Source organism: Amycolatopsis sp. CFH S0740 (genome assembly GCF_004522315.1).
GTDB lineage: Bacteria > Actinomycetota > Actinomycetes > Mycobacteriales > Pseudonocardiaceae > Amycolatopsis > Amycolatopsis nivea.
This window is the reverse complement of record NZ_SDLS01000015.1, coordinates 32,208-54,111: the sequence shown is the minus strand read 5'-3', so window position 1 is coordinate 54,111 and position 21,904 is coordinate 32,208. Positions and strand designations below refer to the sequence as shown.

Annotated in this window: 17 protein-coding genes and 1 tRNA gene; 14 read left to right on the top strand and 4 right to left on the bottom strand. The window is 69.4% G+C overall.

Features of this window, described 5'->3' with window-relative positions; translation table 11 throughout:
- The first annotated feature begins 80 nt into the window (after positions 1-80).
- From EIZ45_RS24530 to EIZ45_RS24505, 5 genes are read left to right on the top strand one after another with little or no spacing between them, the layout of a single operon-like run.
- A complete protein-coding gene (locus EIZ45_RS24530) occupies positions 81-1,688 on the top strand; it encodes a fatty acyl-AMP ligase (RefSeq protein ID WP_134664137.1) in 1,608 nt (535 codons plus the stop codon).
- Positions 1,681-1,938, top strand: a complete 258-nt coding sequence (locus EIZ45_RS24525) for an acyl carrier protein (RefSeq protein WP_037807706.1) — start codon at positions 1,681-1,683, stop codon at positions 1,936-1,938. Before EIZ45_RS24530 ends, EIZ45_RS24525 begins: the two co-directional genes overlap by 8 nt.
- Before the next feature lies 1 nt (position 1,939).
- On the top strand, positions 1,940-2,272 hold the full coding sequence (locus EIZ45_RS24520; RefSeq protein WP_037807383.1) for a hypothetical protein: 333 nt from the start codon (positions 1,940-1,942) through the stop codon (positions 2,270-2,272).
- Entirely contained in the window at positions 2,272-5,631 is a 3,360-nt protein-coding gene (locus tag EIZ45_RS47515; protein WP_167756545.1) for a WXG100 family type VII secretion target, read from the top strand. Before EIZ45_RS24520 ends, EIZ45_RS47515 begins: the two co-directional genes overlap by 1 nt.
- A 9-nt stretch (positions 5,632-5,640) precedes the next feature.
- Positions 5,641-6,045 carry a hypothetical protein gene (locus EIZ45_RS24505; RefSeq protein ID WP_037807387.1) on the top strand — a complete coding sequence of 135 codons (405 nt, stop codon included), beginning with the start codon at positions 5,641-5,643 and terminating at the stop codon, positions 6,043-6,045.
- A gap of 43 nt (positions 6,046-6,088) precedes the next feature.
- On the opposite strand, the gene EIZ45_RS24500 is transcribed toward EIZ45_RS24505, so the two are convergent.
- Positions 6,089-7,078: an NADP-dependent oxidoreductase gene (locus EIZ45_RS24500; protein WP_240690686.1), complete on the bottom strand. Its 990-nt coding sequence runs from the start codon at positions 7,076-7,078 to the stop codon at positions 6,089-6,091.
- A 124-nt stretch (positions 7,079-7,202) separates the two neighbouring features.
- Here EIZ45_RS24500 and EIZ45_RS24495 point away from each other — a divergent pair, with 124 nt between their 5' ends.
- From EIZ45_RS24495 to EIZ45_RS24480, 4 genes are all read left to right on the top strand, one after another.
- The gene (locus EIZ45_RS24495; protein ID WP_134663798.1) at positions 7,203-8,096 is read left to right on the top strand and encodes a LysR family transcriptional regulator; all 894 of its coding nucleotides are present in this window, start codon (positions 7,203-7,205) and stop codon (positions 8,094-8,096) included.
- A gap of 219 nt (positions 8,097-8,315) precedes the next feature.
- Entirely contained in the window at positions 8,316-9,920 is a 1,605-nt protein-coding gene (locus EIZ45_RS24490; protein WP_134663797.1) for a carboxylesterase/lipase family protein, read from the top strand.
- Positions 9,921-10,000: 80 nt separating this feature from the next.
- Entirely contained in the window at positions 10,001-10,933 is a 933-nt protein-coding gene (locus tag EIZ45_RS24485; protein WP_134663796.1) for a patatin-like phospholipase family protein, read from the top strand.
- Complete coding sequence (locus tag EIZ45_RS24480) at positions 10,930-11,769, top strand: SDR family NAD(P)-dependent oxidoreductase (RefSeq protein ID WP_134663795.1); 840 nt, start codon at positions 10,930-10,932, stop codon at positions 11,767-11,769. Before EIZ45_RS24485 ends, EIZ45_RS24480 begins: the two co-directional genes overlap by 4 nt.
- Here EIZ45_RS24480 and EIZ45_RS24475 read toward each other — a convergent pair whose 3' ends face one another.
- Positions 11,770-12,432 (bottom strand): SGNH/GDSL hydrolase family protein, encoded by a 663-nt coding sequence (locus EIZ45_RS24475; protein WP_134663794.1) that lies wholly within the window; start codon positions 12,430-12,432, stop codon positions 11,770-11,772. It abuts the gene before it with no gap.
- An 8-nt stretch (positions 12,433-12,440) separates the two neighbouring features.
- Entirely contained in the window at positions 12,441-13,922 is a 1,482-nt protein-coding gene (locus tag EIZ45_RS24470) for an FAD-dependent monooxygenase (protein WP_134663793.1), read from the bottom strand.
- A 124-nt stretch (positions 13,923-14,046) separates the two neighbouring features.
- Between EIZ45_RS24470 and EIZ45_RS24465 the strand changes: the two genes are divergently transcribed.
- The 5 genes from EIZ45_RS24465 to EIZ45_RS24445 all read left to right on the top strand — a co-directional run bounded on the left by EIZ45_RS24465 (position 14,047) and on the right by EIZ45_RS24445 (position 21,577).
- A complete protein-coding gene (locus tag EIZ45_RS24465; RefSeq protein WP_134663792.1) occupies positions 14,047-17,106 on the top strand; it encodes a BTAD domain-containing putative transcriptional regulator in 3,060 nt (1,019 codons plus the stop codon).
- 174 nt (positions 17,107-17,280) lie between these two features.
- Positions 17,281-17,679 (top strand): STAS domain-containing protein, encoded by a 399-nt coding sequence (locus EIZ45_RS24460; protein ID WP_134663791.1) that lies wholly within the window; start codon positions 17,281-17,283, stop codon positions 17,677-17,679.
- A gap of 103 nt (positions 17,680-17,782) precedes the next feature.
- Positions 17,783-18,730, top strand: coding sequence for an AraC family transcriptional regulator (locus EIZ45_RS24455; RefSeq protein ID WP_134663790.1), 948 nt, complete (start codon positions 17,783-17,785; stop codon positions 18,728-18,730).
- 157 nt (positions 18,731-18,887) lie between these two features.
- Positions 18,888-20,123 (top strand): MFS transporter, encoded by a 1,236-nt coding sequence (locus EIZ45_RS24450; protein WP_134663789.1) that lies wholly within the window; start codon positions 18,888-18,890, stop codon positions 20,121-20,123.
- A gap of 185 nt (positions 20,124-20,308) precedes the next feature.
- A complete protein-coding gene (locus tag EIZ45_RS24445; RefSeq protein ID WP_240690685.1) occupies positions 20,309-21,577 on the top strand; it encodes a diguanylate cyclase in 1,269 nt (422 codons plus the stop codon).
- Between the two features lie 240 nt (positions 21,578-21,817).
- On the opposite strand, the gene EIZ45_RS24440 is transcribed toward EIZ45_RS24445, so the two are convergent.
- Positions 21,818-21,893: transfer RNA gene (locus EIZ45_RS24440), tRNA-Lys, on the bottom strand.
- Between the last annotated feature and the right edge of the window lie 11 nt (positions 21,894-21,904).

Genomic DNA, 21,904 nt, shown 5'->3' with positions numbered 1-21,904 from the left:
CCCGGGCTCGCGGGCCGGTCGCGAAGTCGAGTAGGTTGCGCTGCGTGTCCCGGACGTCTGCGAGCGTGCCTGATGAGGTCATGCGCGGCTCGATCGTGGACCGGTTGTTCGCCCGCGCCGGCGACGAACGGCCGTTGTTCACCCACCAAGAGCACACTCGTGGCGTCGAGCACACGCTGACGTGGGCGGAATTCGCCGCCAAAGTCCGGATCGTGGCCGGGGAATTGCGCCAGGTCGCGGAACCGGGCGAGCGCGTCGCGATCCTCGCCGGACAGGAACTCGCTTATCCGCTGGCGTTTTTCGGCGCGCTCGCCGCCGGGATGGTGGCCGTTCCGTTGATGCTGCCCGGCAATCGCGCGCAGGCCGACCGGCTTTCCGGGGTCCTCGCCGATTCCGGTGCGCGTGTGTGGGCGACGTCGTCGGCTGTCGCGGCGAAGGTGCGCGAGTTCAGCGATCCCGGCGACCTCGTGGTGGTTGACGAGCTGTCCGGACCGGGCGTCGACCCGGTCCACGTGGCTCCGGAAAGCCCTGCCTACCTGCAGTACACGTCGGGGTCGACGCGCGAACCGGCGGGCGCGGTGATCCCGCACCGGGCGATCGTCGCGGCTTGCTGGCAGGCCAGCCAGGCGTACGACTCGGACGAGCAGACGACCTGCGCCGGCTGGATCCCGTTCTTCCACGACATGGGCCTGATCCAGCTGCTGTGCCTGCCCGTTTACGTCGGCGGCCGGTCGGTGTTCATGTCGCCGGCGGAGTTCGTGCACCGGCCGCAGCGGTGGCTGCGCCAGCTCTCGGACTATCCGGCCGTCTTCACCGCGGCCCCGAATTTCGCCTACGACCTCGCCGCCGACGTCGGCGCGGAGGACGACCTCGACCTCTCGGACGTCCGGGTCGCGCTCAACGGAGCCGAACCCGTCCGGCCGCGCACGGTCGAGCGGTTCCACGAGGTGTTCGGTCCGCACGGGTTCCGCGCCGAGGCGCATCGTCCGTCGTACGGGCTGGCCGAGGCCACGGTGTACGTCGCGAGCGCGGGCGAGGAAGGGCCGCGCGGCGCGGTGCTCGACCGGGAAGCCCTTGCCCAGGGCCGCGCCGTCGAAACGCCGGACGGCCAGCCGGTGATGTCGGTGGGACGGCCGGTCGGGCAGCTCGTCCGGATCGTCCACGACGGACACGAGCAGCCCGAGGGCGAGGTCGGCGAGATCTGGGTGCACGGCCCGAACGTCGCGTCCGGCTACTGGGGCCGCGGCGACGCGGATTCGTTCGGCGGGGTCCTCGACGGGCTCGACGGCTGGCTGCGCACCGGCGACCTGGGCGTGTTCCACCGCGGCGACCTCTACGTCACCGGCCGGCTCAAGGACCTGATCGTCGTCGACGGCCGCAACTTCCACCCGCAGGACCTCGAGGCGGCGGCGGGCGAGGCGCACCCGGCGATCCGGCGCGACCGGGTCGCCGCGTTCGGCGTCGCCGACGACCAGGGCGAGGGCGCCATGGTGGTCGCGGAATGGGTGCGCGGAGCGGAAGCCGAGGTCAAGGACGTGACCCGGGCCGTGCTGCGCGCGGTGTCGAGGGAGCACGATCTCACGCTCCGTGCGGTACACCTGGTCCCTTCTGGCGGACTTCCGCGCACTTCCAGCGGAAAGGTCGCCCGGTCGGCCGCCAAGGCGCGTTACGGTGGCGTCCGTGGGTGATCACTGCGCCGAGGTCACGAAGGTCGTCAGCGACACCTTCCGGCTCGACCCGGCCCTCGTCGTGCCCGACGCTCCGCTCGAGGAGCTCGGCATCGACTCGAAGGGCCGGATCCGGCTTCTCGCCGCGCTGGAGATCTACTACGACGTGTCGATCGATCTGGACGAGCTCGATCGGTTTACCGACGTGGAATCCGTGGCGGACGTGCTCGCGGAGGCCCTGACAGCTTGCCGAGCTGAGGAGAAGCACTGAAATGAGCGGTGGGGGCGGGTACACCGCGACAACCGAAGCGTTGTCGAAGGCGTCGAAGAAGATCGGCGACCTGGCGGAAAAGCTGCTTGACGACAATCCGGACCTCGAAACCTCCGAGCTGACCAAGGAGAAGTTCGGCCGGGTGCACCAAGCGCACGCCGACAAGTACCTCGAGGGAACCAAACAGCTGTGGGGCGCGCTCTCCGGCTACAGCAAGGCGCTCGAATCGTTCGGCACGAACATCAGCACCGCCGGGTCTGCCTACGGCACGAACGAGGACAACCAGTCCGGCGCCATCACCAAGACCGGCAACGGCGTCGACGGGATCCTCTGATGGCGGACGAAAACAAGCCGAAGACGTGGCCGGATGTCAAAAAGCTGCTCGACAACTCGGCGGTGCCGCCGGAGCTGAAGGACGGCCTGCTCCGGGCGTGGGTCCACGAGCACCCGCATCCCGAAGGCGACGAGGGCCAGGACGTCGCGAAGTACATCAAGTCGTACGGACGCACGTTCATCACCGTTCCGAACAACCCGTTCGCGGCTCCTGGCGGCGCCCCGCCGCTCGAGCAGGTCTACGAAGAGGCCCGGCAAAAAGGCCAGCAGGCCAGCTACAACCAGGACGAGAAGAAAAAGGAAGTCGACAAGGGCAAGGGCGAGCTCGACAAGAAGGCCCCGCCCGCCCCTGGTGAGGGCAAGGACGCCGGGGCCACCGGCACGAAGACGTCCGACGAACTCTTCGACCCCGCGGCGGCCGCGCTGAGGGTGTTCGAGACCTTTGGCGGGCTGCTCGAGAAGCTCCCCGACGACTGCAAGGGCAACACGCGCAAGCTCGACCTCGACAAGGACATCCGCGGTCCGTTCGACGAGCAGCGCGGCATCAGCTTCGAGGGTTTCGTCAACGACGCCATCCATTTCAAGCACGGCTCGGAAACCGTCAAGGCGACGCTGACCGATACCGGAACCGAACTGGGCACCCTCTTCGGAACCTGGACCGGGGCGGGCGCCGACGCGGCGTCGGACCGGTACAACGAGAGCATCCAGAAGAAGGCCGCGAAGCTGGGGGAGGACCTCAGCCACGCCAGCGAAGCGACGCTGCACACCACGAAGACGCTGTTCGATCTGTGCAAGGGGAAGGCCGACCAGGTCATCGCCCTGTACCGCGATCAGGTCGGCAAGGCCGACTACACGATGGCGCAGAAGGTCATCGCGGTCGCCAACGGCGAGCACGGCAGCGTCGACGACCTGGCCCAGATCGCCGGCTGGATGGACTACAACTTCGGCACCAACCTGGTCGACACCCTCAACGACCAGGGCTGCTGCAACGACGACGAGATCCAGAGCCACGGCAAGGACCTCGCCAAGCAGTGGATCATGAACCAGTTCAACCCCGACATGTGGGACACCATCTACAAGGGGTTCGAGAAGGCTTGCAAGGACGCCAAGGACCTCGTCGACAAGGCCTACGACGCCCTTGACAAGGAAATGGGCAAGATCAAGAACAAGTTCGAGGGCGCCAAGGACGGCGGGGCAGGCGGCTCGGGCGGTCCCGGTGGCGGTGGTCCTGGCGGTGGGGGTCAGGGTCCCGGCGGCGGTGGTCCTGGTGGGGGCGGCCAGGGTCCCGGCGGCGGCTACGGCGGCGGTCAGGGCGGGTCTGGCAACTATGGCGGTGGCCAGGGCGGGTCTGGCGACTATGGCGGTGGCCAGGGCGGTCACGGCGGCGGCACCGGTGGGGGAACCGGCGGCGGTCCTGGCGGCGGATCCGGTTCGGACACGCCGCAGGGCGACCACCCCGGTGGTTCCGGAGGCGGTATCGGGGGCGGATCCGGTTCGGGCGGCGGGTCCGGCAGCGGATCGGGCAGTGGTTCCGGCGGGGGCGGCGGGAAGGTCCCCGACCTGGACGTCCCGTCCGATTCGCCGGGCGGCGGCCCCCTCGGTGGCGGCTCGGGCGGAGGCCCCGGCGGCGGAACTGGCGGCGGCGGTCCGGTGGACGGCCCGCCGATCAAGACCGATCCCGGCGGGTCCGGCGGGTCTGGTTCCGGTGGTTCGTCGGGCTCGGGCGGTTCGGGTTCCGGCGGCGGACAGGACCAGCACCAGGCCGAGGAAGAGGCCAAGCAGCGGGCCGAGGAAGAGGCCAAACAGAAGGCTCAGGCGGAGGCCAAGCAAAAGGCCGAGGCCGCGATGGAGTCGCTGAAGAAGGACGCGCAGGGCAGCCACGGCGGCGGCCCCCTCGGCGGACCCGGCGGCGGTGAACCCGGCTCGACCGGCGGCGACGGCAAGGGTCCCGACGGCAAGGGCCCGGACGACAAGGTTCCCGGCGACGACAAGACCTCCGGCGACAAGGGCGGAGGCGGTTCACCTGGCGGCGGTGGTCCGGTGGACGGCCCGCCGATCAAGACCGACCCGGCTGACGGCGGCCCCGGCGGCGACGACGGCAAGCCCGGCGAGGACAAGAACCACGACGGCAAACCGGACGACGACGGCAAGGGTCACGACGGCAAACCGGGCGAGGACAAGAACCACGACGGCAAGCCCGACGACGACAAGGGCCATGACGGCAAGCCGGACGAAGACGGTCGCGACGTCCTGAAGGTCAAGCAGGGCGACAAGACCTTCGAAATGTCCGAGCCGGACCACGACGGCAAGATGGACATCAAGATCGGCGAGGGCTCCGGGAACGTCAAGGACTTCAAGATCGACTGGTCCGACGACAAGTCCGCGCACGGCGGCGACGGCCAGCACGACGACGCCCAGGTCCACCACCCCGGTCCGGACGGCAAGATCCATCTCCGCGACGGCGACACGAAGATCACCGCCGAGCGTCCGGACGGGCCGAACGGACCGACCGTCGTCACGGTCGACGACGGCAAGGGCAACCCGACGACCTACACGCTCGGCGAGGAAGACCAGAAGCAGGGCATCCACGAGGTCGACCACCGCCCGGACGCACCCGGCGACAGCACCGGACGGCACCACGCGGGCGACGGTCCCGGCGACCACAAGGGACCCGACCACAAGGGACCCGACGGCAACGGGCACGGCGGCGCCTCGCCCAGCAGCAGCCATCCCGGGCGTCCGATCGAGGGCGGGCCAGGTCCGGAGATGTCGCACACCGGCGGCCCGTTCGGCGAACATCCGGCGGGAGGCGGCCCCGGTCCGGCGCACCCCGGCGAGCCAGTTCAGCCGCTGCAGCACGGCGTTCCGAGCGGTGCGCCGGGCCATCCGATCGAGGGCGGTCCGGGTCCGGAGATGTCGCATTCGGGCGGTCCGGCCCAGCCGCTGCACCACGGCGTCCCGAGCGGGGCTCCCGGCCATCCGATCGAGGGCGGCCCCGGTCCGGAGATCTCGCACAGCAGCGGTCCGGGCGTGCCCGCCGGCGCACCGAGCGCTCCGCTGCACGGCGGGCCCGTGGTCGGCGTCGACCACACGCCGGTCGCCGGCACCCAAACCGGCGGCGGGTTCTCGCAGCCGGCGGGCGATCACTCCGGTCAGCCAGGTCAGTCCGGCAGTTCCGGGATGCCCGGCATGGGCGCGATGGGCGGCGGACACGGCGGCGGTGGCGGCGGCGGCGAAACCGAGCGGCGCGCGGCGTATCGCGTGGAGGGTGCGGTCTTCGACAACCTCGGCGAGCCCGCCAGCCGGATCACTGGTTCACTCGACGATGACGACGACGCGCCGATCATCCGGACCAGGTAGGAGGCACGCATGAGCGAAACCGCCGCGATGAAGGCCGAACTGGACGCGCTGGTCCGGGAGCAGGCCGATCGCCGGGCCCTGCGCGAGCAGAAGGCCGAGGAGATCAAGGCGCAGTCCCAGGAGTACATGACCAAGCAGGTGCAGGCGGCCGAACGGTACGTCCAGCACCGGCGGGAGATGGGGAAGCGCAAGACCAAGTCCGGGTGGAGCACGGACCGGCCGAGCACCGACCCGCCCTCGGCGTTCGATTCCGACGAGTTCGGCAACGAGCCCGGTTCGGCGTCGCCGTTCGCGGTGACTCCGAATCAGCCCGCGCTGCGGAGCGAGGCGCCGCGCCGTCCGACGCGTCGACCACGCCCGGTGGAAGACGACGAGGACGACGACGCTTTCCTCAACAACCGTTGGCGCGATTGAGGTTCTGACCAGGGAAGGGGGCCGTCCGGCCCCCTCCCTGCGGTCAGACCCGGACGAGCATTTTCCCGACGTTCTCCCCGCGCAGCATCCCGATGAACGCGTCCACGATGCTGGAAAACCCTTCTGTCACAGTCTCGTTCACGAGCACCTGCCCGCTGCGGACGTGCGGGATCAGGAATTCCTCGAACTCTTCGCGCGCGTCGAGGTGATTGCGCACCAGAAACCCTTCGATCCGAAGGCTTTTTCCGACCACGTCGAACAGGTTGTGCGGCGCGCTCGGCGGCGTGCGCAGGTTGTTGTACTGCGCGACTGAACCGCACCAGGCGACCCGGCCGCGCTCGCGGAGGGCGTCGATCGCCGCGGCCAGGTGGTCGCCGCCGACGTTGTCGAAGTACACGTCGATTCCGTCCGGAGTCGCTTTCGCGAGCAGATCGGTGACAGGACCGTCGTGGTAGTTGAAGGCGGCGTCGAAACCGAGGTCGCGCGTCAGGTGCTCGACCTTCGCCGCCGATCCGGCGCTGCCCACGATCCGTCCCGCACCGAGCAACCGGGCGATCTGCCCGGCCGCGCTGCCCACCGCACCGGCCGCCGCGGAGATGAACACGTCGTCACCGGGACGGACCTGCGCGATCCGGGTGAGCCCGACGTACGCGGTGAGCCCGGTACCGCCGAGAATGCCGAGGTAAGCGCTCAGCGGAACGCCGTCCGCGGGCGTGATCGTCCGGGCGTCGGCGCTGGTGAGGACCGCGTGAGTCGCCCAGCCGTGCCGATGGAACACCGTCGTGCCGACCGGCAGCGTCGGCTCCTTCGACTCGACCACCTCGCCGATCGTGCGACCTTCCAGACCCGCGCCCAGCTCCCAGCCGCCCCATTCCATGAACTCGCGCATGTACGGATCGACGGACAGGTAACGGTTTTCGACCAGCACCTGCCCGTCGGCGAGGTCCGGCAGCGGCTGGGTGACGAATTCGAAGTCGGCGGCGCTCGGCGCGCCCTCGGGGCGGCGGACCTGGCGGACGGCGGTCAGGGGCACGTGGATCTCCTTAGTCGGCTCTGACCAGCAACTTAAGCGCGCCGAAGCCGCCGCGGCAGACCTCCGGATCGATGGACCGCACCGATCCATGAATCCCGCTCATGGCCACGGCTAGGCTGGCCGCATGGATGCTGTCGACCTCACTCCGGGCGAGCTGCGCCTGTTGCTCGCGGTGGAGCGCACCGGCAGCTTCACCGCCGCTGCCGCCGAGCTGAGCCTGACTCAGTCCGCGGTCTCGCACGCGGTCCGGACCTGCGAACGCAAGGTCGGCGCCATCCTCTTCGACCGCGGCCGAACCGGTGCCCGCCCCACCGCGGCCGGTGCCCGCGCGCTCGTGCACGCCCGGCTGATCCTGCGCCAACTCGACGTTCTCCGCGCCGAAGCCCGGGGCGCGGCCGCCGGATCCCTCACCGGTCCGCTGCGGATCGCCGCTTTCCGCAGTGCCGCCGCACATCTGCTGCCCGCGGCGCTGGAACGCTTGACCGCCAAGCATTCCGGCCTGCACCCGCAGGTGCTGGTGGTCCCCGAACTGGGCCGCGGCACCGCGGGCGAGGTCGCCGACGGACGCGCGGACGTCGCCATCGCGACCCTCGGCGAGGACGAAACTCCGCCGGCCGGATTGGTCGCCGGAGAACTGTTCCGGGAGCCGTACTTCCTGGTCAACCCGATCGGACACGCCGAAGCGCGCCGCCTCCCGCTGCTTGACTGGCCGGAAAACTGCTCCTCCTACACGCGCTCCTGGTGGGCCCGACAAGACTGGCTGCCGTCCGCGAAAATGGAGGTCGCCGACGACGGAGTGGTGCTTTCCATGGTGGCACAAGGGATCGGCATGGCGATCCTGCCGAAACTCACCCTCGCCGCCACCCCGCCGGGAGTCGCCGTCACCCCGATCGCCGACCCGCCCACCCGGCGGATCGGGTACGTCGCCACCTACGCCGGTGCGCAATCCCTTGCGGTGCGCGAATTAGTGCGCGAATTGCGCGCAGTGGCCGAGGCGGAGTTCCTCGGCGCGGCTTGATCCCGGACAAAGACCATCGTCCCCGGGAATTTGACACCCTCCGCGCGACCGAACGGAGGTTGTGCCTCGCCGCGCGGCCGCCAGACTGGAGGCACGCGGGACGTGTTCCCGCCGCGATGACCCGCAGGTGGTCATTGGTCGAGCCCATTCCGGTAAACCGCCTGTTCGCTGCTCGTCGTTCGTTCGCCTCCCCGGCCAGGCGGGACCGAAGGAGGACGGATGAGATTCGACGGAAAGGCGCCCGCTGTCCTGGCGGCTGTCGTGGGAGTGGTGCTGTCGGTGGCCGGATCGGCGGCGCTGGCCGCCAAAGTGAGCGCGCCAGCGTGTTCGCCGGGCACGACGGTCACCACCGACGACGGTCCGGTGTGCGGGGTCGCGAGTGCGGAGATCAAGTCGTGGCAAGGGATTCGCTACGGCGCGCCGCCGGTCGGCGAGTTGCGCTGGGCCCCGCCGCAGCGGCCCGCGCACTGGACTGAACCGTTCGCCGCGACCGCGGAGGGCAACGAATGTCCGCAGCCGCCCGGCACCGGACCTGGTTCGGACAACGAGGATTGCCTCAACCTGACCGTGCGCACGCCGGCCAACGCCGGGCCCGGCCCGTTTCCGGTGATGGTGCAGATCCACGGCGGCGGATTCCTGTTGTGGAAGCCGGCGGACGCGAGCCGTCTCGTGACCGCGGGGCACGTCGTCAGCGTGGAATTCAATTACCGGCTCGGGATTTTCGGCTTCCTCGCACATGAATCCTTCGGTGCGCACGCCGGGAACTACGGCCTCCAGGACCAGCAAGCCGCGCTCCGCTGGGTGCAACGCAACATCGCGAAGTTCGGCGGAGACCCGCACAACGTCACCATCTACGGCGATTCCGCGGGCGGGTCGAGCGTCTGCGCCCACACCGCTTCGCCGGGCTCGGCCGGGCTGTTCAAACGCGGGATCAGCCAAAGCGGGGAGTACAACTCACTGCTCGGCGTCGACACCATCTGGCAAACGCAGGACTGCAAAGCACAACTGCCCACCGAGAAACAAGCGCAGCAAAAGGGAGAACGCTTCGCCAAGGCGCTGGGTTGCTCCACCGCGGCCTGCCTGCGTGCGCTGCCCGCGCAGGCTGTGCTCAAACAGGCCGACCACGGAAGGAACCCGGACAACGGCACGGTCGCGCCGATCGTCGACGGGGCAACGCTGCCGATGTCGCCCGCCGAAGCTTTCGCCACCGGGAACGTCAATCACGTAGCTTTGCTGTACGGCGTCGACCGCGACGAAACCCAGCTGCCGTTCGCCGAGACCGCAGCCGATTACGGCAAGTTTATTAAGCAGCAGTACGGAAAGCGCGCCGACGAGGTTCGCAAGACGTATCCGTTGAAACGCTTTCCCGCGCCGGCCCCGTTCCTCGCCTACCGGACCGCCGTCGCCGACTCCAACTCGGTCTGCCCCGCACTGCTCAACGACGAACGGCTCTCGCGACACATCCCGGTCTTCGCCTACCAGGTCGATGACACGGATATCCCACCGCAATTCTTCGTCGACCCAGCCAAACCGAATGGCGCCTACCACGTAGCCGAATGGCTGCTGATGTTCCCGAATGGCACCCAGTTGACCCCCAACCAGCAGGTGCTCGCCGACCAGATCCTGACCCAGTGGGCAGGGTTCGCCCGCACCGGAAACCCCACTGTGGACGGTGCGCCGCAATGGGATCCGTACACAAAGGACAATCCGGCGGTGATGGTGCTCAACGCTGCCGGAGACAGTCAGCTCACGATGGAGATCCCGCGACAGCACCACTGCGTGGAGCTCTGGGACCCGTTGACTCCCTTCGCGCACCACCGGTAGGCGCTCTGCAACGGTATTGCCCTCGCCGCAGAAATGACATACGGTTCCGCCACTGACACGCGATTCCGCAGAGGTGGTCGATGACCCAACGCGCCCTGGTGCTCGGCTGTGGCGGCACGCTCGGCTTCGCCTGGACCGCCGCTGCTCTCGCCGCGGTCGAGGACCAGCTCGGATGGGACGCGCGCGACGCCGACGTCCTGGTCGGCACGTCGGCGGGCGCGGAGATGGCGGCGTTCCTCGGCTCGGGCATCGGGGTCGGCGAGATCATGGCCGCGCTGCTGGGAGAGCCCGCCGACGACCGCGTCGTACATCATCTCGCGCAGCATCCGGGCAAGTTGCCGCCGTTGCCGACACCGCTTTGGCCTGGCCTCGGACTCGCCTTCGCGGGATTGCGCGGCCGGGTAGACCTGCTGGCCGGGCTAGCCGGAGCGTTGCCGAGGGGAAGCGGCGACGCTGGATGGCTGCGCGACCTCGGCACCGCGTTGGCCAATGCCGACGGCTGGGTCGACCATCCGCAGACCTGGCTCGTCGGAGCCGATCTCCGCACGGGGGAGCGGGTCGCGTTCGGAAATTCGGAGCGGACTCAGCTCGGTACCGCGATTGCCGCGTCCTGGGCCATTCCAGGCTGGTTCCCGCCGGTGACCATCAACGGCCGCGAGTACGTCGACGGCGGCACCGTCTCGCCGACGTCCGCCGATCTCGTCATTCCGACCGGGGTCGAGGAGGTCGTGCTCATCCCGCCGATGTCCACCTCCGGCGGCGCGCCCGGCCGCGGCTTCGCCCGCGTCGAACGGCTCGCCCGGCGCGCGATGACCCGGCGCGTCGACGCCGAGGTCAAGCAGCTCCGCGCCGCCGGGATCCGGGTGCACCGAATCGAACCCGGCCAGGCCGAACTGGACGTCATGGGCCCGAATTTCATGGACCTGCGCCGCCGCGCCGACGTGCTCCGCGCCTGCCGCACCCTGACCCCGCCGCGCGTGCGCGCCGCCATCGAGCAAGGAGCGACCCGATGACCTACCCCGAAATCGACCTCGACGGCGCGTCGGTCGCGATCACCGGCGGAGGCGCTGGGATCGGTCGTGCGGTCGCCAAGTTGTTCGCGAGCAAGGGCGCGCGCGTCGCGATCGGCGACCTCAACCAGACGGCCGCCGAGGAGACCGCTGAGCTGGTCGGCGGCACCGCGCACCACCTCGACGTCGCCGACCGCGACTCGTTCGCGTCCTTCGCCGCCGCGGCCGAAAAGGCCAACGGACCGTTGCATGTGCTGGTGAACAACGCCGGCCTCATGCCGAACGGCGGATTCCTCGAACTCGCCGACGCCACCGACCGGCTGCAGATCGACGTCAACCTCGGCGGCGTCCTCAACGGGATGAAACTGGTGCTGCCCGGCATGGTCGAACGCGGTTTCGGGCACGTCGTCAACGTCGCGTCGCTGGCAGGCAAGTTCCCGGTCAAGGGACTGGCCGTCTACAACGCGACCAAATTCGCCGTGGTGGGGCTGACGGCCGCGACCCGCTTGGAGTTCGCGGACGCGGGTGTCAGCCTCACCGCCGTGCTGCCCTCGGCGGTCGACACCGCACTCGCCTCCGGCCTCGACATGCGGCCGATTCCGAAGGTGCAGCCGGAAGACGTCGCCAGGGCGGTCGTCGATTCGGTGCGCAACCGCCGTGCCGAAATCGCCGTGCCCGGCTACGTCGGCCTGCTCGCCACCGCCGCGGGCGTCACCCCGGAACCGGTCCTCAACCGCATCCGGCGGCTGGTCCGCGACGACCGCGCGCTGCACGCGGACCACCCGGAACGCTCTGCGTACCGGGCGAATCTCGAAGCCCAGCAAGGAACTCGGCAGTAATCAGGCGACCAGACGCAGCCAAGCCTCGGCGAGTGCCGCGTGCCCAGCCGGAGTCGGATGGACGCCGTCCGCGGCCCAATACTCCGGACCGGTCGTCGTGGAAAGCTCGGCGAACATCCCGTCCGCCGCAAGCAAATGCGCGCCGTACTTGCGGGCAAGTTCGCGCACCACCTGGATCTTCGGGTCGAGATCGACGCGCCACTTCTTCCGCTCCGCAACGCCAAGCTGCATGTCGCCGACCTCGATGTCACCGCTGATCGGCAGCAAGAACGGCTCGATGAGAATCAGCTCGGCACCGGATTCGGCGAGCGGCGCGAGCAATCGGTCGTAACCGGCCGCGTAATCCTCGGCGGGAATGACGTAGCCGTCCGGGTCGTACGAATGCCAGCCGACGTCGTTGATGCCGACGAGGATCGACACCACGTCCGGGCGCGCGTCCAGAACGTCGGCCTGCCAACGGGATTCGAGGTCCATCACCTTGTTGTCCGCGATCGCGGAGTTCAGCCAGGTCACCGGACGATCCGGATGCCGGAGGCCCCATTCGCCCGCGATCCGCAGCGGGTAACCGAATCCGAGGCCGTCCTCGCTGTCGTTCCGCTGGGAGTCGGTGATCGAATCGCCGGTGAACAGCACAGTGCTTCCCGGGCGGAGAGTGATAGTCATGGCTGCTCCTAGTTTTCGCCGAACCACTGAGTTTTGGCTTGAATGAAAGATTCCTGGGAAAAGTCTCGGTCGCCCGCCCAGGCGACGATGCCGTCCGGACGCACGAGCACGGCACCCAATCCGAAGTCTTCTTTCGCCGGACCGGCCGCGTAACGCAATCGCCCCGCAGTCTCGCGCAGACGCTCGTCAGCGCTGAAATCGAGGACCACGCCGCGGCCGTCCCGCATCAGATCGCCGAGACGAATTCCGTTCGCCAGCTGGAAATCCGGCGCGTAACGACCGATCAGCGGATGCTCGTCGCCGAGGTCATAGCGGAGCGACGCGCCGGACATCTTCCCGTACACGTAGGTCGTTCCGTCACGGGTGCTGAGCAGGTCACGGAGAACGCCTTGCACCGCCTGGCCGTGCGCGTCCGGCCGCATTGCCGCCGCCTGCGCACGAGTCCAATCCAGCACCCAAGCCCCGATCGGATGGCGTTCGCGGGGGTAGCTGTCCAGAATCGCTTCCGGTGCCTCGCCTCGGACTACCGCGCCGAGCTTCCACCCCAGGTTCACGGCGTCGCTGATACCGGTGTTGAGTCCCTGGCCGCCCAGCGGGGAGTGGATGTGCGCGGCGTCGCCGGCGAGCAGCACGCGGCCGCGCCGATACGTCGTGGTCTGCATGGCGCGATCGGTGAACGTCGAGACGAGTCGGACGCCGGTCAGCGTGACGTCCGTGCCGGACACCCGGCGCAACACGGTCTGGAGGTGCTCGAGGCTCGGCCGCCGCGTGCGGTCGAACGCGCCGTGGTCGAAGTCCAGCACGCCGAAGTGGCCCGGCGCGGGCATCTGGACGTACATCCCGTTCGGCGTCAGGTTGAATCCCGGGCTCAGCTTCTCGGGATCGGCGACGTCGACGAGCATGGTGTAGCCGGTGAACTGCGGTTCGGTGCCGACGAACTCGAAACCCGCCAGCCCGCGCACGACACTGCGCCCGCCGTCGCAGCCGATCGCCCAGCGCGCCGCGTACTCCTGTTCGCCAGCCCGCACCAGCACGCCGTCTTCGTGCTGCTCAACGCCGGAAACCTCGACCCCGCGCCGGATTTCGACGCCGAACTTGGCCGCCTGCTCGGACAGCACCGCCTCGATCGCGTCGAGGTTGGTCATCATGCCGCCGGGCAGCGAACTGGGCAGCCAGTACGGCAGCGCATCGACGGCTATCTTGGCCGGATCCAGCACCATTCCGGCGAAATGGCCCGCCGAACGCGGCCGTTCGTCGCTGGGCAGGTCGTGGATGTCCGACGCCGCCAGCAGCGGAGGCAGCATCCCGCGCCGGTGGAACGCCTCGATCGACGTGGCCGACAGCCCGCGCAACCCGAGCGGCGCCGTCCGCCAAGGTGAACCCGGCTCGGGCTCCCGTTCGAGCACCAGGACCGAACTGCCCGCGAGTCCAAGCTCGCAAGCCAGGAACAGACCGATCGGCCCAGCACCCACTATTACTGCGTCATACATGGCAAACCCCCTGTGTTCTCCGTCGCTGCGACCACCTTGGCGACGGCCGCTCACACCGCCCGCACACGGCGCTCACGTGGGGGGCACATAGCGCTGACACCGGTGTTCGCGCGAAGATCGTCGAATGGACGGGAGCACGCGGCTTCGAGTCACGCTGCTCGGAGCGTTCCAGGTGACACGGGGTGCCGAGGCCCTCGCGATACCCGGTGCTCGGTTGCAGGGACTGGTCGCGCGACTGGCACTAGCCGGTGGACGTCCGGTCCAGCAGAGCGTCCTGGTCGACGCGATCTGGGGCTCGGATCTGCCCGCCGACCCCGCGCACGCCCTCCAAGCCCTGGTCTCCCGCCTGCGCCGCGCCCTCGGTTCACCGAGCGACGTCACGCAGGTCTCCGGCGGCTACCGGCTGACCATCGACCCTGCCGACGTGGACGCGCTGCGGTTCGAACAACTCGTCGCCGCGGCTTCGCTGGACGACGCCGTGACGCTGTGGGGCGACCGTCCCGGCGTCGAACCCCCAGCCGTCGCCGCAGTCGATCCTGCCACCGCGACCCGGTTAGCCCGCCTGTCGATCGAAGCCGTCACCGACCTCGCCGAAGCGGAGCTTTCGCAGGACCGTCCAGACTCAGCAACCGCCCGCCTGACTGCCCTGCTGGCCGAGCACCCCGTCCACGAACGCGCCGCCGCACTGCTCATGGACGCCCTCGCCGCGCAGGGTCGTCAGGCAGAAGCTTTGGCCCAGTACGAACAAATCCGCGAAGCGCTGGCAGACGACCTCGGCACCGACCCGGGCACCGCGCTGCGCGAACGCCACCTGAACCTGCTGCGCGCCGAGCCCGTCAAGGAGACCAAACCGGCTGCCTTGCCAGCGCCGTTGACCAGTTTCGTCGGCCGCACCGACGACCTGGCCCGGGTCGATGCCCTGCTCGCCACCGGCCGGTTGGTCACCGTGCTCGGTCCCGGCGGCGCCGGAAAGACGCGGCTCGCGTTGGAAGCCGCCCGCCGCCGGGAATACCGCGACGGCAGCTGGCTGATCGACCTCTCCCCGGTCACCGAACCGGCCAAGGTCGCCGCTGCGGTGCTGACCGCGATCGGACTGCGCGGCACCGCACTGTTCGAGGCCTCGGCCAAACCCGTCGGCGACCTGGACGTGCTGGCGGATGAGCTGAGCGGCAAGGAAACCTTGCTGGTGGTGGACAACTGCGAGCACTTGATCGACGCCGTCGCCCACCTCCTTTTCGCACTGCTGCCTCGCTGCGCCGGACTGCGGGTCCTGGCCACCAGCCGCGAGCCACTGGCGATCGACGGCGAGGCATTGGTCCCGCTCGGCCCGCTCCGCGACACCGCGGCCGTGCGGCTCTTCACCGAACGAGCGGCAGCCGTGCGTCCCGATTTCACCGTCGACGAGCGGAATCTCGACGACGTGCTGCGAATCGTCCGCGGCCTCGACGGCATGCCGCTAGCGCTGGAACTGGCCGCGGCCCGCCTGCGGACGCTTTCGTTGGCAGATCTGGCTTCCGGCCTGTCCGACCGATTCCGGCTCCTGACCACCGGCAGCCGCACGGCTTTCCCGAGACACCGGACGCTGCGCGCGGTGATCGCCTGGAGCTGGGACCTGCTCAGCGAAGACGCGCGAACGGTCGCGGAACGGATCGCGGTTCTGCCGGGCGGCGTCACTCCCGCCTCGGCCGCCGCGGTCTGCGAACTCCCGGTCCAGCAAGCCCAGGAACTGCTCGCCGACCTGGTCGACCGCTCGCTGCTCCAGCTCGTCCCCGGCCGGTACCGGATGTTGGAGACCATCCGCGAATACGGCCTGGAATGCCTTGCCGAACAAGGGATTCTGCCCGCTGTACGAAACCGGAGCGCGCAATACTTCGCCCAGCTGGTCGCCGCTAACGACCCGCTTCTGCGCGGCCCCAGGCAACGCGACGCGCTCCACCTGCTGACCGCCGAATACGACAACGTGCTGGCCGCCCTGCGCCACCTCTGCGACACCTCGGACGCCGGGCTCGCCCTCGCGCTCGACCTGACCTGGTACTGGCACATGCTGGGCCGACATGCCGACGCGTCGTACTGGCTCGGCCAAGCGACCGCCCAGCCAGGCATGCACCGCGACATCGCCGCCGGAGCGCTGCTGCTGGACGCTGGTGCCGCAGCCGACGAGGCAGTCAGCCGCCTGCTGAACTATCCGGAGTTGCCGCCCTTCGGCGTACTGACCGCTGCGGGACTGGCCGCCCGCGCGGGAATCGACGCGTCGCCGCTCCTCCAGCGGCTAGCCGACGGCCCGGACCGATGGCTGGCTGGATTGGCCCGGATCACCCGCGCCGAACTGGCCGAAAACGACGGCCATTTAGCCCAGATCGATACGGACGTCGCCGTCGCGCTGGACTGCTTCACCGAGGCGGGGGACAGCTGGGGCGTCGCGATGGCCCTGCCGATGCGCGCCCTGCTGCGGCAATACGACGGCGACCTGGCCGGTGCGCTGGCCGACCTGACCGAGGCCAAACGGCTGGCGCAGGAGTTCGGGTCGCTCAACCACAGCGACGAGACGTTCATCGACCTGCGCCTGATCGACCTGCACGTCCGGCTGGGCGAAACCGAGCAGGCCGCGGCGATGATCGCGGTGACCAGGGACCGCACGCTGCGCTCGACCATGCCCGAAACCGTCGTGCTGCTCGACGCGCGAGAGGCCAGCTTCCGCCTGCGCACCGGTGATCTGACCCGGGCCCGCGAGCTGATCGAAGCGGCCGAGGCCGGACTGTCCACCCCGCTCCCGTTCGGCGGCGACCACGGACAGGCGCTGGTCAGCGCGGTACGAGCGGAACTCTGCCTGGAACTCGGCGACGGCCCCGGTGCGGAGGCGGCGCTGGACCGGGCGTACGCGGCCGCGGTCAACAGCAAGGACCTGCCGATCGTGGCCACCGTCGCGGTGACGGTCGCCGGCCTGGCCGAGCTGTACCGCCGGTTCACGGACGGAGCGGAAATCCTCGGCGCAGCGGCCCGCCTGCGCGGTGCCCACGACCGGACTGACCTGCAGGTACGCACGCTCAGCAGTCGTGGCCGACTGGCCCTCGGCGAGGAACGCTTCGCCGCCGCGTACGAGAGAGGCTGGCAGCTGCCCGCACCGGCGGCAGTGACCCGTGCCGATCCGGCCCGTCTGCACCGGAACGGTTCGTTTTCCGGATAGTCCCGGTGTTCGGTTCCGCCGCTAGACCATTCCCCGCAAGCCCTGCACGGTGGAGACAACCCCAGTTCGTTCCGGAGCGGAAGGCCGGAAACCGAGCCTGAGATTCAGCGGTGCCTTCGGGAACGATTCCCCGTCGCGGCGTTGGCCACACAGACGACAGGGAGAACCCCGCTGATGTCCGAGACAACCGAACGGTCGCTGCGCCCCGGCGACCTGGCGATTCGCTGTGGGCCGCTGGGCTCCCTGGTGCTGGTGAGACTGAGCGGCGCACTGGATCTGGCCACCGCCGACGAGCTGGCCGACGTACTGAACACGCAGCTGCGGACCGGCCGCGACATCGTGCTCGACTGCACCGGCCTGGACTTCATGGCCGTCATCGGCATGTCGCTGATGCTCGACACCCACCGCGCCGCCACCGCCCGGCACCGAAAACTGATCGTGGTGACCGGCGGCAACCGGGCCGTCCTGCGCCCGCTGCGCGTCACCAGGGTCGACGCCATGCTCCGCCTCGCCGCCACCATCGACGACGCCTGCTCCCAGCTCGGCGGTTTGATCCCCGACCCACGCGGGTAACCGGGGGCCTGCCCCGCGACGAAGCACGTCGGAGGTCCTCGCACGACGCCCGAGGACCCGCCGGGGTCGCTTTGTCGGCGTGGGACGGAGGACGAACCGGCGGATGTCCGCTCCTGGACACTTGGTGTTCGACAGCGACGACTTGGAGCGCACCGAAGAATTCCTCTCCAAGTCCTACGCCCCGATGCGCATCGGCAGCGGAGGCCGCGCCGCGGGCGCCCACATCACCCGGGTCGCCTCGGACAGCGTCAGCGCCGACCAGCTGGACCTGCACTTCGAGATGAGCTACGACGTCAGCCCGCTCGGCCGGATCTGCCTCTGCGACATCGAGACCGGAACCATCGAAGACCACCGGCCCGCCAACTGGTCCGAACCCGCCGACTTCGGCCCCGGAGACCTGTTCTCCTTTGCCCCGCCAGACCGCCCGTACACCGGCCGGATCTGCCGGGCGCGCTACAGCATCACCATGCTCGACCCAGACGTGCTGGCCCGCGTCGCCGGAGTCGAAAAGCCCGTCGAACTGCTCGACCACAACCCAGTGTCCGCCGCCGGTGCCCAGCACCTGCGGGCCGCCATCACCTACGTGCGCGACCAAGTCCTCTCCGCGCCGGACATCGCCGAGCACCCACTGCTGGTCAGCACCGCCACGCAGCACCTCGCCGCGGCTGTCCTCGCGGCTTTCCCCACGACTGCACTGGACGAACGCGCCGGCACCTCACTCGACGCACATCCGGCAGCTTTGCGCCGCGCTGTGGCGTTCATCGAAGCGAATCCCGAACGCGACCTCACGGCCACCGACCTAGCTCAGGCCGCCGGAGTCTCCGCACGGGCGGTGCAGTTGGCGTTCCGACGGCACCTGGATACGACCGCGATGGCCTATCTGCGGCGGGTGCGTCTTGACCATGCACGAGCTGAGCTGAGGGCTGCTACGCCGGGGGAGACGACGGTTACGCAGGTTGCGGCGCGGTGGGGGTATATGCGGCCTAGTGCGTTTACTGCGCATTATCGGGCTGCGTATGGAGAACTTCCTTCGCAGGCTCTTCACGATTGAACGGAATTCTTCGCGAATTACCTCATTGACGAACGCGCTGCCTCGTTATTCGAGGTCTCATGTCGTCGGCTGTGTTGCGAGAAACGCCTGTGCCAGCGGGAATCTGAGGCTACGCTCGGCGTTCGGGGAGACGCATGGGGCAGCCGCGGGGGTGGGGATGGCCAGTCGTACGTGGAATGCGTTCACAGTGCCCGGGTTCCGGGTGGTGTGGGTCGCGGGTGTTTTGTCGACGGCGGGGGATCAGCTCGCGCGGGTCGCGCTGACGATTTTGGTGTTCCAGCGAACGGGGTCCCCCGCGTGGAGTGCCGCGACGTACGCGTTGTCGATGTTGCCCGCGTTGTTGTCCGGAGCCCTGCTGTCGTGGCTGGCTGACCGGTTCCCGCGGCGGCGGGTGATGGTGGTCTGCGATCTTGTCCGGGCGGGGCTGGTCGCGCTGATGGCCGTGCCGGTGGTGCCGTTGCCGTTGCTGGCGGTCTTGCTGGTGCTGGTGCAGTTGGCGGAGGCCCCGTTCTCGGCGGCGCAGGGCGCGGTGTTGCCGGAGCTGCTCGGCGGCCGGTACGAGGCGGGCCAGACGGTGCAGCAGGTGACGAACCAGTTGTGCCTGGTCGCCGGTTTCGCCGCCGGCGCGCTGGTGGTCACCGGGGTGGGGCCGCACACCGCGCTGGCGATCGATGCGGTCACCTTCGCCGTGTCCGCGGCTCTCCTCCGCGTCGCACTGGGTCCGCACGTGCCGCCGGTGTCTCTGCCCGGCGACGCCCTCGCTTCACGGTGGCGTCGTTCCTGGCGTCAAGTCGCCGGAGGGGCGGTCGCCGTGTTCGGAGATCGTCGGCTCGCGACCCTGCTGTGGCTGGGTTGGCTGGCGCTGTTCACCGTCGTCCCGGAAGGGCTCGCGGTGCCGTTCGCTCAGGAAATCGGTGTCGGCGGAGGATGGATCGGGGTGCTGCTCGCGGCCGAACCCGCCGGAGCCGTCGTCGGGGCGGTGCTGCTGAGGTTGGTGTCCCGGCGAACGCGGCTGCGAGCTTTGGGGCTGCTCGCGATCGGCACGTCAGTGCCTCTGCTTGGCTATTGGTCCGGTCCCGGCTTCGTTCCGGCGCTGGTGCTGTTGTTCGGATCGGGGCTGTGCTCGGCCTACCAGGTCACCGCCGGAGCCACGTTCGTGCAGCTTGTCCCGCCCGGCGTCCGAGGCCGCGCGCTGGGGTTCGCCCGCACCGGCATGGTCGCGGGCCAAGGCCTCGGCATCGTCCTCGGCGGGCTGCTCGCCCAGTTCACCGGCCCGGCCACGGCGATCGCGGCGGCGGGGACCGCGGGAGCGCTGGTCGCGCTCGCCGCGGCTGCCGTCTGGTCCCGCCGGGAGCCCCAGGCGATCAGCGCCGTTCTTCCCGCGGAGTCCTGAACATTCGTCGTCACCAGCCCTTGTCGCGCATAGTTGACGCCTCCCTTCGCGGCTCACCGGGTACGGGACACCTGAAATGGTCCCAGCCGGGCCGGTCGGCGGCAGAGGGATGACATCGGACCGCGACGCGGCTACCGTTCGTAGACGGGTGATTACAGACACAGCAGGCTTGGGGAGGCGCTGTGATGCATATCGGTACGCCCAGCAGAACCTGGCTGCCCGCTCGCTGGCGGATGTGGTCTCTGCCGAAACCGGCCCGGGCGTTCGTGCTCGTCGTCGACGTCGCGGCGGTGGCCGCGGCGGTCTTGGCAGCCCGCTCCTGGCCGGCCTCCGGGCAGTGGGCGCTCGCCGGTTGGCTCGCCGGCTGCGCGGTGATCCACCTGCACGCCTCGCACGCCATCGAGCGGATCCGGCGCGACCAGTCGCACTCTCCCTACGTGGACCTGTGCAGCGTATGGATATTCGCCGGTGTGCTGACGCTGCCGCTGCTGCTCGAGCTGGGTTTGATCGCCGTGATCTACGGCCATCGCTGGGTACTGGTGAACCGATTCGACGCGCACCGGCCACCGCACCGCACCGTCTTCACCGCCGCGACCCTCGCGTTGTCCGCGACCGCGGCCACGACCGTCCTGCACGCCGCGGGCCACCCCGCCCTAGCCGGTTCAGCAATCCGGCCGGACTGGTCCGACGTGCTGGTCATCATCGCGGCGGCGGCCGTCCAGTGGACCGTGAACACCGTGCTCGTCGCGGTGGTCATCCACTGCACCACGACCGTCAAGCACGCCGGCGAAGCGCTGGGCAGCCGGTCGGACAACCTCCTCGAAGTCAGCCAGCTCGCCCTCGGAGTATTCGTCGCCCTCGCCCTGTGGTGGTGGCCGCCGGCCGCCCTGCTCATGATCATCCCGGTGCTGGCACTGCACCAATGCGTCCTTCTCGACCAGCTGCGCCTCGCCGCGCGGACCGATCACCGCACCGGACTGCTGCACGCCATCGCCTGGCAGGACCAAGCCAAGGCGGAACTCGCTCGTGTCCAGGCGGAACACGGGCAGGTCGCCGTCCTGATGATCGATCTAGACTGGTTCAAGACCATCAACGACACCCACGGTCACCTGGTCGGCGACGAGGTCCTCCTCAAAGTCGCGAAAGCGATCACCACCTCGGTGCGGCGAGGTGACAGCGTCGGCCGCTACGGCGGTGAAGAGTTCGCTGTGCTTTTGCCAGGGGTCGACGAAGCCGAAACCCGCGACATCGCCGAACGCATCCGCACCCGGATCCACGCCCTGAGTCTCAGCGACCCCAGCGGCCACCCCATACACCTCACCGCCACCCTCGGCGGCGCGGTCTACCCCGATATTCCCGAAGAGAGCATCGAAGGACTGCTTCGCGCCGCCGACGCCGCTCTGTACGCTGGCAAGACCGCTGGGCGTAACCGAGTCGCCCTCGCCGCACCGTAGTGCGGGTTCTGAATCGGACCACAGCGCGGCTGGTCGGCTTGGCGGCTCAGGTGAGGTGTTTCCTTGAAGCTCGAGCGCGCAGAAGACGCGGGCCCGCCGCAGCGAAGCACACCCTCGACACATGCGGTTTTCCCCAACGGGGCAAGGCTTTCCTGCTCGGTGAGCGGGGAGAGCCCACCGCGAACATCCGCGGGATCCCCAGATAAGAACATCCCCGCTGATCAGCGGGGATGTCGGTAGTGGTGGGCCGCCTGGGGCTCGAACCCAGAACCTACGGATTAAAAGTCCGCAGCTCTACCAATTGAGCTAACGGCCCGCGCGCTCAGT